This is a genomic window from Alcanivorax sp. P2S70 (genome assembly GCF_000475295.1).
GTDB lineage: Bacteria > Pseudomonadota > Gammaproteobacteria > Pseudomonadales > Alcanivoracaceae > Alcanivorax > Alcanivorax profundi.
The window spans coordinates 183,559-196,495 of record NZ_AXBZ01000067.1; the positions used below are offsets into that span (position 1 = coordinate 183,559).

The following is a 12,937-nucleotide window of genomic DNA, read 5'->3' on the forward strand; positions in this document are numbered from 1 at the left end:
GGGGAACTCCTGCTGGGACTGAATTTGGGGGCGGTAGTATAGCCCAGCCCCCACAGAAGGAGAAAACCCGCTTTTGCCCTGTTCGTTACAGGGAACAGTCACATTCGGTGGATTTGAGCAACCGGATGAGGTGCCGGTTGACCTCTTCGGGCTTTTCCAGATGCAGAAAATGCCCTGCCCCGGCAAGGGTTTGCAGCTCGACCCCGGCGGTGAAGTCACTTTCCACCAGGGTGTGCTCCAACAGCCTTGGGCTCATGCAACCATCGTTTTCCCCGATCAGGATCTGTGTCGGGGTGGCAATGTCACGGCCCAGCCAGGCCCGCGCCTTGCGGTGTTCTTTCTTCCAGACCTTGAACAGCGAGCGGTACCAGGCCAGTGCGGCAGGGATCACGCCGGGTTCGGCGAGAGTGTGTTTGGCGTTATCCAGATACATGGCCGGATCCCAATCCGGGGACCAGCGCTGCCAGAGGCTTTCCACCCCGGACAGATCCCCCCGTTTCAGCCAGCGTTCCGGGGCGATGGGCAGCTGAAAGAACTGCATGTAACCACTCAGCAATACCTGCTCGGGCACCTTGATCAGCGCCTGGGGAAGGCGGCGCAGCGGCGGAATTGCAAGGGCACTGAACGAGCAGAAGGTCTCCGGGGCCTGGGCACAGGCCAGGTAGCCCACCGCCGCGCCCCAGTCGTGACCGATCAAATGCACCCGGCCGCCCAGCTGGGCGGCAAAGACCATCAGATCGTCTACCGCGGCATACAGGGAATAATCCCCATTACCGGGCTGGCAACTGGGCGCATAGCCCCGCAATGCCGGCGCGATGGCGGTATAGCCAGCCTCGGCAATGGCATTGATCTGCACGGCCCAGTTTTCATAGGTGTCCGGAAAACCGTGCAACAGGATGACCGGCTCCCCTTCGCCGGCCATCAGGGCGGGAAAACGCAGGTCTCCATTGACCAGCTCTACCTGTTTCATCCGCGTACCTCAAAATGATTGGACAGTGGCGCATCACTCGCCTGCACATCCACTGCGGTCACCTGTGCCATGGCGGGGCCCTGGTGCAGGGCATCGAGCATATCGGCGACGGTATCCTCATCCCCTTGCAGCAAAGCTTCCACACGGCCATCGGCGAGATTACGAACCCAACCGACCAGGCCCCGTCGACCGGCTTCACGCTGGGTCCAGGCGCGGTAGCCTACTCCCTGGACGACGCCGGATACCAGTACGTGTTTATTCATTCGAGCTCTCCCGCTGATCATTGCCGACAGCCTTTTCGTCACGAAACAACGCATCCAGTGAGACATCCAGGGGCGCCATCATCTCCTGCCGGGCTGAATCCATGCGGCTTTTGAGCTGCTGCTCCCAGGGGGTAATCTGCTCCTGATGGCGCACCCGCAACTGGGTATGGGCCGGCCAGGGCAGCATGGACACCAGCTGCCCCAGGGTCAGATTACGCAAGTCCCGTGACAATACATAACCGCCCTCTTCAGTGCGGCGGATCAGACGGGCATCCAGCAACAAATTGCGGAATTCATCCCATTGCGAGATCCCGGATTGGCGCATCACCCTGCGCACTTCCCGACTACTCAGCAGTTTACCGTGCTGCTGACGCTCCCAGAACACATGCAACAGGCGCATCAGGGCATGCATACGGGGCACCTTGCTGCGATATTCATGAAATACCACCAGCGCCCGCACCAGTTCCGCCCCGCCGAGCACGATCATCCAGGAAATGTAGATCCACAACAGGAACACCGGCACCGCCGCAAACGCCCCGTACACCACCTGGTAGCTGGGTGCCTGCTTGATGAAGAAGGTAAAGCCCCCTTTAGCCAGCTCAAACAACAGTGCCGCGACTGCAGCCCCCAGCACCCCCTGCCGAAACGGGATACTGGTATTGGGCACCACGGTATACAGCAGGGTCAGCATGATGGTGGTGAACAGAAACGGCAGCAGCGTCAGCCAGAAGCGTGCACCACCAAGAAAGGTCAGGGTCTCGTTGAAGATCGCCTGCGATGTCAGGTAGGACGAGATGGCGAGCCCCGCCCCAAGACAGATGGGGCCCAACGACAGCACCGCCCAGTACATCAACAGACTGGTCAGCCCCTTGCGCCCGCCCCGCACCTTCCAGATGCGATTCAGGGTCTGCTCGATGGTGTGCAGCATCAGCACCGAGGTCACCACCAAAAATACAATCCCCAGCCCGGTGAGATTGGAGGCCTGCCGGGCAAACGACTGAAGATGATCCAGCATCATGTTGCCCGCGGAAGGAACAAAATAATTGAATGCCCACTGCTGGAATTGGGCGCCTTTGTCTTTCAGGGCCGGCACCGATGCCAATACCGCAAAGCTCACCGTCATCACCGGCACAATGGCAAACAGGGTGGTATAGGTCAGCGCGGCAGCACTCTGACGACAGCCGTCTTCATTGAACTGACGCATCAGCAAACCGGCAAAGGCGCGAATGGAATCGTATCGCGCCCGCACCGGGATCAGCTCATCATCCTTTTCCATCGGTTCCGGCATAGAAATGGCGTCCTTCTCCTTGCCACGGGTGGCCGGCAGCTTACAATGACCGGCGAATTCACTGAATATGCAAAGCCATGACGGATTACACGATTTATCATAACCCGCGCTGTTCCAAGTCTCGCCAGACCCTGGCCCTGCTGGAAGACAACGGCGTTGCGCCCACCATAGTAAAGTATCTGGACGACACCCCGGATGCGAGCACCCTGACAACACTGGTCGAACAATTGGGGCTGAACCGAGCCCACGATCTGGTACGCAACAAGGAAGCCGATTACAAAAGCGCGGGGCTGAGCAAAGACAGCAGCGATGACGATGTCATTGCCGCCATGGTTCAATACCCCAAGCTGATCGAGCGCCCTATCGTCGTAAAGGGCAACAAGGCGGTACTGGGACGGCCGCCGGAAAATGTGCTGGACCTGCTGAAATCATAACAACTAGGCCGATGGCATGACGGATTATGTACTGGTGCTTTACTACAGCCGCAACGGCAGCGTGGCCAATCTGGCCAGGCAAGTCGCTCGTGGTATCGAGGGAACAGGGCTGGAAGCGCGTCTGCGCACTGTACCCGCCATCAGCGCCGACCATGAAAGCACCGCCGCCCCGGTACCGGAGAGCGGCGCCCCCTATTGCACCCTGGACGACCTGAGCGGCTGTGCCGGGCTCGCGCTTGGCTCCCCTACCCGTTTTGGCAATATGGCCGCGCCGATGAAATATTTCATCGACCAGACCAGTGAACTGTGGATGAAAGGCGCGCTGATCGGCAAACCCGCTGGCGTATTCAGCGCCACCAGCAGTCTGCACGGTGGACAGGAAAGCACCCTGCTCTCGATGATGACGCCCCTGCTCCACCACGGCATGGTCATTACCGGGGTGCCCTACTCGGAAACCGCCCTGGTCGAGACCACCACGGGGGGCACCCCCTACGGCCCGACCCATGTTTCCGGAACCCACAGCGATCCGACCCTGACCGATCATGAAATTTCCGTGGCCAGAACCCTGGGCAAACGCCTGGGCGAACTGGCAAAACAATTGAAGGCCCGTTAATGATTCTGCTTCTTCTGCGCATCACCTATGCGCTGTTACTGCTGGTGGGAATCACCGGTTTGTTCAGCCTGGCGCCGCCGGACACCCATTTGGTCTCGACCCTGATCATCGCGGCGGTGCTTTATACCCCCTTGATCGTGATGCTGCCGGCAGTGATAGATGGCAACAAGCGTCAGGCCACCTGGCTGTGCTTTGTCCTGTTGTTCTATTTTTGTGGTTACGCGGTACAACTACTCGATCCGCCGCCGGTGCGCACCCTCGCCATCGCCAAGACCACCCTCACGGTGATGCTGTTTGTGCTGGCAGCCATGCAGATTCGCGTTGGCCAGCAAAAAGCCGCCCAACCGCAGGAACCGCATGCGGATTGACGACCGGCTGGAAATTGAAACGCCGGAAGGGGCGCTGCTGACCTTGTCATTAGCCGGGCCCGTCACCCGTGCCATGGCCTACGGCATTGATCTGCTATTGCGGTTGCTGATCTTTGCCATCGTCGCCTTGTTATTGAGCCTGGCAGGCAAAGCGGGTACCGGGCTGATGCTGATTACCCTGTTCCTGCTGGAATGGTTTTACCCGACCCTGTTTGAAGCCCTTCGTCATGGCCAGACACCCGGCAAGAAGTGGATGGGAATCGCCGTGGTGCACAGCAATGGCAGCCCGTTGAGCTTTAACGGCAGCCTGATACGCAACCTGCTGCGTACCGCCGATGCCTTTCCACTGTTTTACCTGCTCGGTTTTGTCAGCACGCTGATCAGCCCGCGCTTTCAGCGCCTTGGCGATATGGCGGCCAACACCCTGGTCATACATGTGGAAAACCCCGCCACGTCCAGCAAGAACGAACAAGGCCATAACGAAGCACCAGACTGGTCACTCAATCGGGACGACCAACTGGCTTTGCTGGCCTTTCAGGAACGCCATGAGCAGTTTTCCGAAGCACGCCAGCAGGAACTGGCGCAGCTTGCCTATCCGGAATTGAGCCCACCGCTGGCGTTGAAGAAACTGCAGGCCGTGACCCGCTTTCTGATGGAGGGAGCGCGGTGAAACAAATCCGCTTCGAACAACAATATCGGCCGGGCTGGGAATCACTGGAACAACAGCTCACCCAGCTGGAAGCGGTGCGCGTCAGCCGCCGCAAGGCGTTACCGCTGGATCACTTTGTGGGCGACTACCGCCAACTCTGCCATCAACTGGCCCTCGCTCGTGAACGCAGCTACAGCCTGGAGCTGCAACAGTATTTGAATAACCTGGTGCTGCGCGCCCACCGTCAGCTGTATCGTTACAACCCGCCGCTGGCAGAACGCATTGGCCAGTTCTTCGCCCATGGCTTCCCCCAGGCCGTTCGCCGGCAATGGCAGTGGCACCTGATCAGCGCGCTCAGCTTTGTCCTGTCTATTGCCCTGGCCTGGTGGCTGGTGCAGCAACAACCGGACATGGTCTACACCGTGCTGGACGAAAGCTCCCTGGCTGACATCGAGATGATGTACCAGCCGGAAGGCAGTGACGTAAACGTCCATGAAGGCCGCACCGGCGAAGACGATGTGGTGATGTTCGGCTTCTACATCAAGAACAATATCGGTATCGCCTTCCGCACCTTTGCCGGTGGCCTGCTGCTCGGTGTTGGCGCCATTGTGGTAATGCTGTTCAACGGCAGCTTTTTTGGCGCCATTGCCGCACACCTGATTAATGTCGGGGGCGACCAGCCTTTCTTCACCTTTGTGATTGCCCATGGCGCGCCGGAACTGACCGCCATTGTGCTGGCTGGCGGCGCCGGACTGAGGCTGGGGTGGGCCATCATTGCACCCGGCGCCTATACCCGGCTGGATGCCCTGCGACTGGCCGCCCGTGATGCCTTACCGACCATGTACGGGGTCTTTACCCTGCTACTGCTGGCCGCCTTTATTGAAGCATTCTGGTCACCACGGGAGTTCGAGCCGATGGTGAAGTACGCGGTTGGGGCCGCGTGCTGGGGGCTGCTGTATCTTTATCTGATTTTCGGGGGACGGGATGGATCTCGAAAACGCTAGCGCCCGGCTCGCACCACGCAGCCCCTGGCAGGCAGTGGATCTCGGCACCCGCCTGTTCCGTCGCTGGGCCTGGCCGGTGATACGCACCTGGCTGGCCTTCACCCTGATTCCCTACGGCCTGCTGCTATGGCTTGCCACGTCGCAGGAAGCCTGGTGGCCGTTGCTGCTGTTCTGGTGGCTAAAACCCCTGTGGGAACGGCCATTGCTAGCCTGGTACAGCCATGCCCTGTTTGCTGAAGAGCTTAGCCTTCGGCAACTGTTTCGCCGCTGGCCGCGCTATGCCCTGCCGGGCCTGTTTGCCCAGCTCACCTGGCGCCGCTTCAGCCCGTCACGCAGTTTCAATACCCCGGTGTGGCAATTGGAAGGAGCCCGCGGCCAGCAACTGAACCAACGCTTGCAGGTACTGCACCGCGCGCCCTCCAACCGTTCCTGGTTGATGACGGTGGTCATGATTCACCTGGAACAGTTCATGTCGTTTGCACTCATGGCGCTGGTGTACATGCTGGTGCCCTGGCAGTTGAATCTGGAGCTGAGCGACTGGTTCTTCGAGGAAAGTAATCTGCAAAGCCTGATGGCTTCGGTCTGTTTGTATCTGGCCATGTGCATCACCGAGCCATTGTATGTGGCCTGCGGCTTTTCGCTTTACCTGAACAAACGCACCTGGCTTGAAGGCTGGGACCTGCAGCTGGGCCTGACCCGCATCGGCAAGGCGCGGGCCGGCACCAGCGCCGCCTTCGCCCTGCTGGTCGGCGCCCTGCTGTTGCCGACGCCACCGGCACAGGCACAGGCACAGGCAACACTGCCCGCTGACACCAAGGATGAGCAGCAGCAGGTCATCGAACTGCTCGCCGGCGAAGATTACATGCCCTTCGACACCTTCACTTACCGGGAATGGAAGCATCAGGACGAAGACAGCGAAGACAGCAGCGTCTGGGAAACTCTCTGGAAAAAGCTGTTCGAATGGCTGACCAACAGCGAATCACGGGCCAGCACCGACAAGCCGTTCAGTATTCCGTCCGGCTTGTTATGGGGCATCGTGTGGGCAGTCTTTGCAGGCGTCGTGGTCTGGCTGCTATTGAAGGTGGTCAATCAGATGGGCTTCCGGCTTCCGGGTCGCCAGCCGCAGAACGCGATCCCCACGCATGTGGCGGGGCTGGATATCCGTCGCCAGAGCCTGCCTGACGATATCGCCAGTGCGGTGAATGCTTGCCTGCAAGCAGATGATATTCGCGGCGCACTCTCGCTGCTGCTTCGCGCCAGCCTCGCCACCATGCTGCAGCGCTACCCGGTCCCCCTGGCGGCGGGCAGTACCGAACAGCACTGCCTGCGGACCCTGCGCCAGCATCACGGCAGCACTCCGGCACTTCAGTTTCTTGGCGACCTGATCAATGCCTGGGTGCGCACTGCCTGGGCCCACCGTCCGGTGCAGGCCGCCGAGGTCAAGGCATTGCTGAGCCGTTGGCAATCGCTGGGTCAAGCGGAGACCGCGCATGGGTAAGTGGCTACCGGTCGTCATTGCGAGCGTCATCGCCGCCATGGTGGGCGGGTATTACGCCCTCACCGAACCGGTGACCGCGGTGCACCGCATGCCACTGGACAGCACGGTTCTGCGCAACCCCTATCATGCCGCACAAGCCTGGCTACAGCAGCGCCAGCAGCCCAGCGAACGCATCCTCAGCGCCGCCGCCCTTTTTCCCCTGCCCGACAACACCCGGGTGCTGGTGTTTGACAAGCGCCGCGGCCTGATGACCGACAGCCAGGTCAGCCAGTTACTGGAGTGGGTCGAAACCGGCGGTGAGCTGATCGTCGCAGCGCGCCCCCTGCCGGAAAACCGCGATGAGGCCAGCGCCAGCGAGCAGCAATGGCAAGACAATGATCCTCTGTTGTACCCATTGGGCATCACCGTCTGGCGCCTCGAAGACGAGGATGAATTTCAGGAACTGGAAGAAGACCCCCTGATTGCCGTTTTGGCCACCATGCCGCTGTTTGCCGGCGATCCACTACGCTACTGCATGGACAGCGATAACGACGACCTGCGTGAAAGCTGTGTCTCTCTGTTTTGTGATGCCCCGGAACAACCCGAACCCCTGCTATTGCACGGTGAAGGCAGTGAACGCGACCGCTACATCCAACTCTATAGCGACCATGTTCTCTGGCATGACAGCTGGGATGAGGAAGACGATATCGCCCCGCACCGCCAGTGGCCCACGGAAGTGACCGGCTGGGCGGATAACGAGCATGGCAGCCAGTTGATTCAGCTTTCCCTTGGCGACGGCCAGATCACGGTGCTTTCCGATTTGAGCCTGTGGGACAACGATCACTTGCTCTATTTCGACCACGCCTGGTTGCTTGGCTGGCTCACCGGGGATAGCCCGGTCTGGTTTGTGCGTTCAGTAGAAATGCCACCCCTGGTGCAGTGGCTGTGGCGCCGCGCCCCCGAGCTGATCAGTGCCCTGGCAATCCTGTTGGGACTGTGGCTGTGGTACCGGATTCCCCGTCAAGGCCCCCTGCATCCCGCCAACGACGGTGACCATCACGATTATCTGCAGCACCTGCATGCCAGCGGCTACTTCCAGTGGCGCACCCGACAACACGCCGCGTTGCTGCGAGACCTGCGCAAGCAGGCCGGCAGCGTGCTCAACCGCTTGCATCCAGACCCGGACACCGCTTTTGCGCTGGCCGGCCGGCGGCTGGACACCCGAGCAGAACAGATACGCCTCGCCTTGTATGGCGAGCCGGAAAGCCGCGAACACCTGCTGCAAACCGTACAGCTACTCCAGACAATAAGGAGCTTGTCATGACATCCCCTTCCACGCTTGCCGATGCCACCCAGCTTGCGCAAGGCATTGAACAGCGCCTCAATCAGGTGCTGATTGGCCAGCAGCAAGTGGTCCGCGAAGTGCTGATTGCCCTGATCGGCGGTGGCCATGTCCTGATCGAGGGCGTGCCGGGGCTCGGCAAAACCCTGCTGGTACGCAGCCTGGCCAAGGTGCTGGAACTGGACTTCAACCGCATTCAGTTCACCCCGGACCGGATGCCCACCGATGTCACCGGCCATGCCATGTATGACCAGAAGACCGAGCAATTTCGCATCCGTCGCGGCCCGGCCTTTACCCAGTTATTGCTGGCCGACGAGATCAACCGCGCCCCGGCCAAGACCCAGGCGGCATTGCTGGAGGTGATGCAGGAGCGGCAGATCACTATTGAAGGCAAGGCCTTCAGCCTGCAGGAACCCTATATGGTACTGGCCACTCAGAACCCGCTGGACCAGGAAGGGACCTACCCACTGCCAGAAGCGGAACTGGACCGGTTTCTGTTTAAGGTCATGATTGATTACCCTGCCCACCACGACGAGACTCGCCTGGTGAACATGGTGCTCGACGGCACCATTCGCGCCAGCCTCGATGTGGACTCCCTGTCCCCGGTCACCGATGGCCCCGGCCTTCTGGCCATGCGCCAGCTCAGTGACGGCATCCTGATTGATGAGCAGGTTCTCGATTACGCGCTGCGGATTGTCCGCACCACCCGCGATTTTGCCGGTCTGAGCCACGGCGCCAGCCCCCGGGCCAGTATCGCGGTGGCCCGGGCCGCCCGGGTGCACGCCCTGTTTGAAGGCCGAGACTTTGTGACCCCGGACGACATCCAGCAAGTCGCCCGCCCGGTACTGCGTCACCGCATTCAACTCAGTGCCGATGCCGAAATCGAAGGCCAGACCCCCGAATCCGTACTGTCGCGCCTGCTCGACCAGGTGGAAGCGCCACGCCAATGAAACCCGATCGTCGGCTGCTGGCCATGATCGCCATTTGGGCGGCTCTGGCCTTGCCACTGCTGTTGTTCGACGCACAAACGCTGCGGGCACTGTGGTGGGCGTTGGGTGCCGTGGTGCTGATTGTGGCAGGACTGGATGGCTGGCGACTGCGGCGCATGCCCGCCCCCCTGGCCGAGCGCCGTCTGCCCAGCGCGCTGTCGGTGCAACAACCTCACACCGTCCGGGTTCGCCTGACAAGCGCCTCCCTGCGACACGGCACCCTGCTGGCGGATCATCACCCCGGCGACGACCCGGACACCGGCCTGCCCTGCCTGATCTCGCCGGTCGAGGAAGAAATTACCGAGCTGAGCTACTGCTACCGACCCGCTCGACGCGGCCCCGCGGAATTCGGGGATCTGGAATTCTGGGTGCCCAGCGCCCTTGGCCTGTGGCGAGGCCGCAAGGTGTCTCCGGCGGCTTGCACCGTGCCGGTTTACCCGGACTTCTCGCGCCTTGGCCAGGGCACGCTGGATGCCAGCCATGCCTTTCTGCTCACCGGCACCCGGCTCAAGCCCCGCCGCGGGGAAGGCATGGAGTTTCACCAGCTGCGCGAGTATCACCCCGGCGACAGCCTGCGCCAGATCGACTGGAAAGCGACCGCCCGGCGCCGCAGCCTGATCAGCCGCGAATATCAGGACGAACAGAATCAGCAGGTATTGTTGATGCTCGACGGTGGCCGACGCCTGGCCATGCCGGTGGGTGAATTGACCGGCTTCGACCATGCCCTTAACGCCGCCCTGCTGCTTGCCTTCAGCGCCCTCAAGCAAAAGGACAAGGCCGGCGCCATGCTGTTCTCCGGCGACCAGCCGCGCTGGCTACCACCAGTTCAGGGTCAGCAAGGGATCAACCATTTGCTCAATGGGCTGTATGACCTGCACCCCAGTCACCATGCCAGTGATTTCAGTCTGGCGGCCCGCCAACTGGTGCGACACACCCGGCGCAGGGCCCTGGTGGTACTGATTACCCGCCTGCAACAGGAAGACCGCGATGACCTGATGACCGCCGTCAGCCTGTTACGACGGCATCATCTGGTACTCGTCGCCGACATGCTGTTGCCGGAACAGCAAGCTCTGTCGCGTCGCCGCCCCGGCGACTTTGACGAAGCCCTGCAGGTGTGCGCGGATGCCCAGGAGCAGCAGGCCCGCCAGCAGCTGCACACCCGCCTGCGTCACGCCGGGGCGCTGGTGACGGCAACAACCCCACAGCAGATGCCAACCCAGCTCAACCAGCTGTATCTGATGCTCAAACGCAGCGGCCGGTTGTAAACCCGCCCCTGGCGTCCTGCCGAGAACCACATCAAGCCACCGCCTCAACACAGGGGCCACCCCTATGTTAAGGTGATGGCACAAGGGAACCACTGACTGCAATTGTTATTGTGCTCTGCGGTGTGATTACCGGTTTCTGCCATGGCCGGCCGCACCCTTGCATTGTGTCACTATCCTGAAGGACGCAGCGTTCGATTGAGATAGAAGGGTTCCCGATTGCCAACTGCACAAGGAGCTTCCTATGTCTGATTCTGCCGAGCAGGAGAGCACACCCACCTCGGGCATCCAGACCAAGATCAATCCCCCTGTCTTCTACGGCTCACTGATCATCATCATGGGTCTGGTACTTTTCTCTGTTATTGCCCCTGAAACCGCAGGCAATTTTTTCAACAACCTGAAACTCGCCGTGCTTGAAGAGGCCAGCTGGTTTTACGTTCTTACCGTGGCCATCATTATTTCTCTGGTCGCGTTCCTGGGCATCAGCCGCTACGGTGAAATCAAGCTCGGGCCTGATCATTCAGAGCCGGACTACAGCTACAGTTCCTGGTTTGCCATGCTGTTCTCCGCAGGCATGGGCATCGGCCTGATGTTCTTTGGTGTCGCCGAGCCCATCATGCATTTCACCAGCCCGCCCATGGCTGAGCCCAACAGCATTGCCGCCGCGAAAGAGGCCATGCGGGTCACGTTCTTCCATTGGGGTCTGCATGCCTGGTCGATCTACGCCATCGTCGGCTTGATTCTCGCCTACTTCAGTTTCCGCCGCGGGCTGCCCCTCACATTGCGGTCTGCGCTCTACCCCATTATTGGCAAAAAGATCTATGGGCCCATTGGGCATGCGGTGGACATCTTCGCCGTCGTGGGCACCGTACTGGGCGTCGCCACCTCACTGGGCTTTGGCGTTCAGCAGGTCAACGCCGGGCTGAATTATCTGTTTGATCTGCCGGTCAGCGACACCGTGCAGGTATTCCTGATCATCGGCATCACCGGCCTGGCCACGATTTCCGTGGTCACCGGGCTGGACGCAGGGATTCGGCGCCTGTCTGAACTCAATCTGGGCCTCGCCTTTCTGCTACTGGCCTTCGTGCTGATCCTCGGCCCTACCGTCTTCCTGATGAAAACCTACATGCAGAACGTGGGCGCCTACCTGTCTGAACTGGTCAGCATGACGTTCAACCTGTATGCCTACCAACCCAAGGAAGACGGCGGCCCGCAGGCATGGGTCGGCGGCTGGACCATTTTCTACTGGGGCTGGTGGATCGCCTGGTCGCCCTTTGTGGGTCTGTTTATTGCCCGTATTTCCCGTGGCCGCACCATTCGTGAATTCGCCATGGGCGTCATGTTCGTGCCTGCCGGGTTCACCCTGTTCTGGATGACCGTGTTCGGCGACTCCGCCATCAACATGATCATGAGCAATACCTTTGCCGAGCTGGGCGCCCTGGTGAACGAGAACATGTCGGTGGCGTTGTTCCACTTCCTGGAACAATTCCCCTTCTCTGGGTTTATTTCAGGCGTCGCCACGCTGATGGTGATCGTGTTCTTCGTCACCTCCTCCGACTCCGGCTCCATGGTGGTGGATATGCTGGCGTCCGGTGGCCATGACGACACCCCGGTATGGCAACGCGTGTTCTGGGCGAGCTCTGAAGGCATTGTCGCCATTGCCCTGATGCTCGCCGGCGGACTCGGCGCGCTGCAGTCGGCAACTATTGCCGCTGCCCTGCCATTCTCCCTGGTGCTGCTGATTGCCGCCTATGGCTTGCTGCGCTCGCTGAAGGTGGAAAACATCCGTCTGCGCAGTCTGCAGGCGTCAGTCGCGCCCCCTCCCGAGTTGAACGTGGGCCATCAACGCCCGGCTGGCGGATGGAAGAGCCGACTCAAGAACATGGTCAACTTCCCGATCCGGGCCAGGGTATTGGAGTTTCTGGAAACTACCGTAAAGCCGGCACTGGAAACTGTGGCGGCTGAACTGGAAACCTACGGTTTGAAAGTGGATATTCGCCATGAAGACGACCGCGCCTATCTGGAAATCAGCCACAGCGGCGAGATAGATTTCATATACGGTGTCCGGGTACGCGGCTATACCCGCCCGTCACTGACCATCCGTCAGCTGGACCATTCCAGGAAACATGCGGACAAGGACACCTACTACCGCGCGGAAGTGTTCCTGGAAGAAGGGGGTCAGGATTACGACCTGATGGGCTACACCAAGGAGCAGGTGATCGCCGACGTTCTGGACCAGTACGAGAAACACATGCACTTCCTGCATATGCTGCGTTAA

Annotated in this window: 13 protein-coding genes; 10 read left to right on the top strand and 3 right to left on the bottom strand. The window is 60.6% G+C overall.

Features of this window, described 5'->3' with window-relative positions:
* Nucleotides 1-85: 85 nt before the first annotated feature.
* From Q672_RS32395 to Q672_RS32405, 3 genes are read right to left on the bottom strand one after another with little or no spacing between them, the layout of a single operon-like run.
* Nucleotides 86-970: an alpha/beta fold hydrolase gene (locus tag Q672_RS32395; protein WP_022986691.1), complete on the bottom strand. Its 885-nt coding sequence runs from the start codon at nt 968-970 to the stop codon at nt 86-88.
* On the bottom strand, nt 967-1,233 hold the full coding sequence (locus tag Q672_RS32400; protein ID WP_022986692.1) for an acylphosphatase: 267 nt from the start codon (nt 1,231-1,233) through the stop codon (nt 967-969). The genes Q672_RS32395 and Q672_RS32400 overlap by 4 nt, the downstream gene beginning before the upstream one ends.
* Nucleotides 1,226-2,521, bottom strand: coding sequence for a YihY family inner membrane protein (locus Q672_RS32405; RefSeq protein ID WP_022986693.1), 1,296 nt, complete (start codon nt 2,519-2,521; stop codon nt 1,226-1,228). The genes Q672_RS32400 and Q672_RS32405 overlap by 8 nt, the downstream gene beginning before the upstream one ends.
* Before the next feature lie 77 nt (nt 2,522-2,598).
* On the opposite strand from Q672_RS32405, the gene arsC reads away from it, so the two are divergent.
* From arsC to Q672_RS32455, 10 genes are all read left to right on the top strand, one after another.
* Entirely contained in the window at nt 2,599-2,955 is a 357-nt protein-coding gene (gene arsC / locus Q672_RS32410; RefSeq protein ID WP_022986694.1) for an arsenate reductase (glutaredoxin), read from the top strand.
* A 16-nt stretch (nt 2,956-2,971) separates the two neighbouring features.
* Nucleotides 2,972-3,568, top strand: a complete 597-nt coding sequence (gene wrbA, locus Q672_RS32415; protein WP_022986695.1) for an NAD(P)H:quinone oxidoreductase — start codon at nt 2,972-2,974, stop codon at nt 3,566-3,568.
* Entirely contained in the window at nt 3,568-3,936 is a 369-nt protein-coding gene (locus Q672_RS32420) for a DUF2069 domain-containing protein (protein WP_022986696.1), read from the top strand. Before wrbA ends, Q672_RS32420 begins: the two co-directional genes overlap by 1 nt.
* Nucleotides 3,926-4,606, top strand: coding sequence for an RDD family protein (locus tag Q672_RS32425; protein WP_022986697.1), 681 nt, complete (start codon nt 3,926-3,928; stop codon nt 4,604-4,606). Before Q672_RS32420 ends, Q672_RS32425 begins: the two co-directional genes overlap by 11 nt.
* Nucleotides 4,603-5,589 (top strand): stage II sporulation protein M, encoded by a 987-nt coding sequence (locus Q672_RS32430; protein WP_022986698.1) that lies wholly within the window; start codon nt 4,603-4,605, stop codon nt 5,587-5,589. Before Q672_RS32425 ends, Q672_RS32430 begins: the two co-directional genes overlap by 4 nt.
* A complete protein-coding gene (locus tag Q672_RS32435) occupies nt 5,570-7,087 on the top strand; it encodes a hypothetical protein (protein WP_022986699.1) in 1,518 nt (505 codons plus the stop codon). The genes Q672_RS32430 and Q672_RS32435 overlap by 20 nt, the downstream gene beginning before the upstream one ends.
* Complete coding sequence (locus tag Q672_RS32440) at nt 7,080-8,390, top strand: DUF4350 domain-containing protein (protein ID WP_022986700.1); 1,311 nt, start codon at nt 7,080-7,082, stop codon at nt 8,388-8,390. Before Q672_RS32435 ends, Q672_RS32440 begins: the two co-directional genes overlap by 8 nt.
* Entirely contained in the window at nt 8,387-9,358 is a 972-nt protein-coding gene (locus Q672_RS32445) for an AAA family ATPase (RefSeq protein WP_022986701.1), read from the top strand. Before Q672_RS32440 ends, Q672_RS32445 begins: the two co-directional genes overlap by 4 nt.
* Entirely contained in the window at nt 9,355-10,662 is a 1,308-nt protein-coding gene (locus tag Q672_RS32450; protein ID WP_022986702.1) for a DUF58 domain-containing protein, read from the top strand. Before Q672_RS32445 ends, Q672_RS32450 begins: the two co-directional genes overlap by 4 nt.
* Nucleotides 10,663-10,903: 241 nt before the next feature.
* The gene (locus tag Q672_RS32455; RefSeq protein WP_022986703.1) at nt 10,904-12,937 is read left to right on the top strand and encodes a BCCT family transporter; all 2,034 of its coding nucleotides are present in this window, start codon (nt 10,904-10,906) and stop codon (nt 12,935-12,937) included.

Excerpts from the sequence above, each read along its gene's own strand:
- Q672_RS32395 (WP_022986691.1), bottom strand. The coding sequence starts at position 970 with ATGAAACAGGTAGAGCTGGTCAATGGAGACCTGCGTTTTCCCGCCCTG.
- Q672_RS32400 (WP_022986692.1), bottom strand. The coding sequence starts at position 1,233 with ATGAATAAACACGTACTGGTATCCGGCGTCGTCCAGGGAGTAGGCTAC.
- Q672_RS32405 (WP_022986693.1), bottom strand. The coding sequence starts at position 2,521 with ATGCCGGAACCGATGGAAAAGGATGATGAGCTGATCCCGGTGCGGGCG.
- arsC (WP_022986694.1), top strand. The coding sequence starts at position 2,599 with ATGACGGATTACACGATTTATCATAACCCGCGCTGTTCCAAGTCTCGC.
- wrbA (WP_022986695.1), top strand. The coding sequence starts at position 2,972 with ATGACGGATTATGTACTGGTGCTTTACTACAGCCGCAACGGCAGCGTG.
- Q672_RS32420 (WP_022986696.1), top strand. The coding sequence starts at position 3,568 with ATGATTCTGCTTCTTCTGCGCATCACCTATGCGCTGTTACTGCTGGTG.
- Q672_RS32425 (WP_022986697.1), top strand. The coding sequence starts at position 3,926 with ATGCGGATTGACGACCGGCTGGAAATTGAAACGCCGGAAGGGGCGCTG.
- Q672_RS32435 (WP_022986699.1), top strand. The coding sequence starts at position 5,570 with ATGGATCTCGAAAACGCTAGCGCCCGGCTCGCACCACGCAGCCCCTGG.
- Q672_RS32440 (WP_022986700.1), top strand. The coding sequence starts at position 7,080 with ATGGGTAAGTGGCTACCGGTCGTCATTGCGAGCGTCATCGCCGCCATG.
- Q672_RS32445 (WP_022986701.1), top strand. The coding sequence starts at position 8,387 with ATGACATCCCCTTCCACGCTTGCCGATGCCACCCAGCTTGCGCAAGGC.
- Q672_RS32450 (WP_022986702.1), top strand. The coding sequence starts at position 9,355 with ATGAAACCCGATCGTCGGCTGCTGGCCATGATCGCCATTTGGGCGGCT.
- Q672_RS32455 (WP_022986703.1), top strand. The coding sequence starts at position 10,904 with ATGTCTGATTCTGCCGAGCAGGAGAGCACACCCACCTCGGGCATCCAG.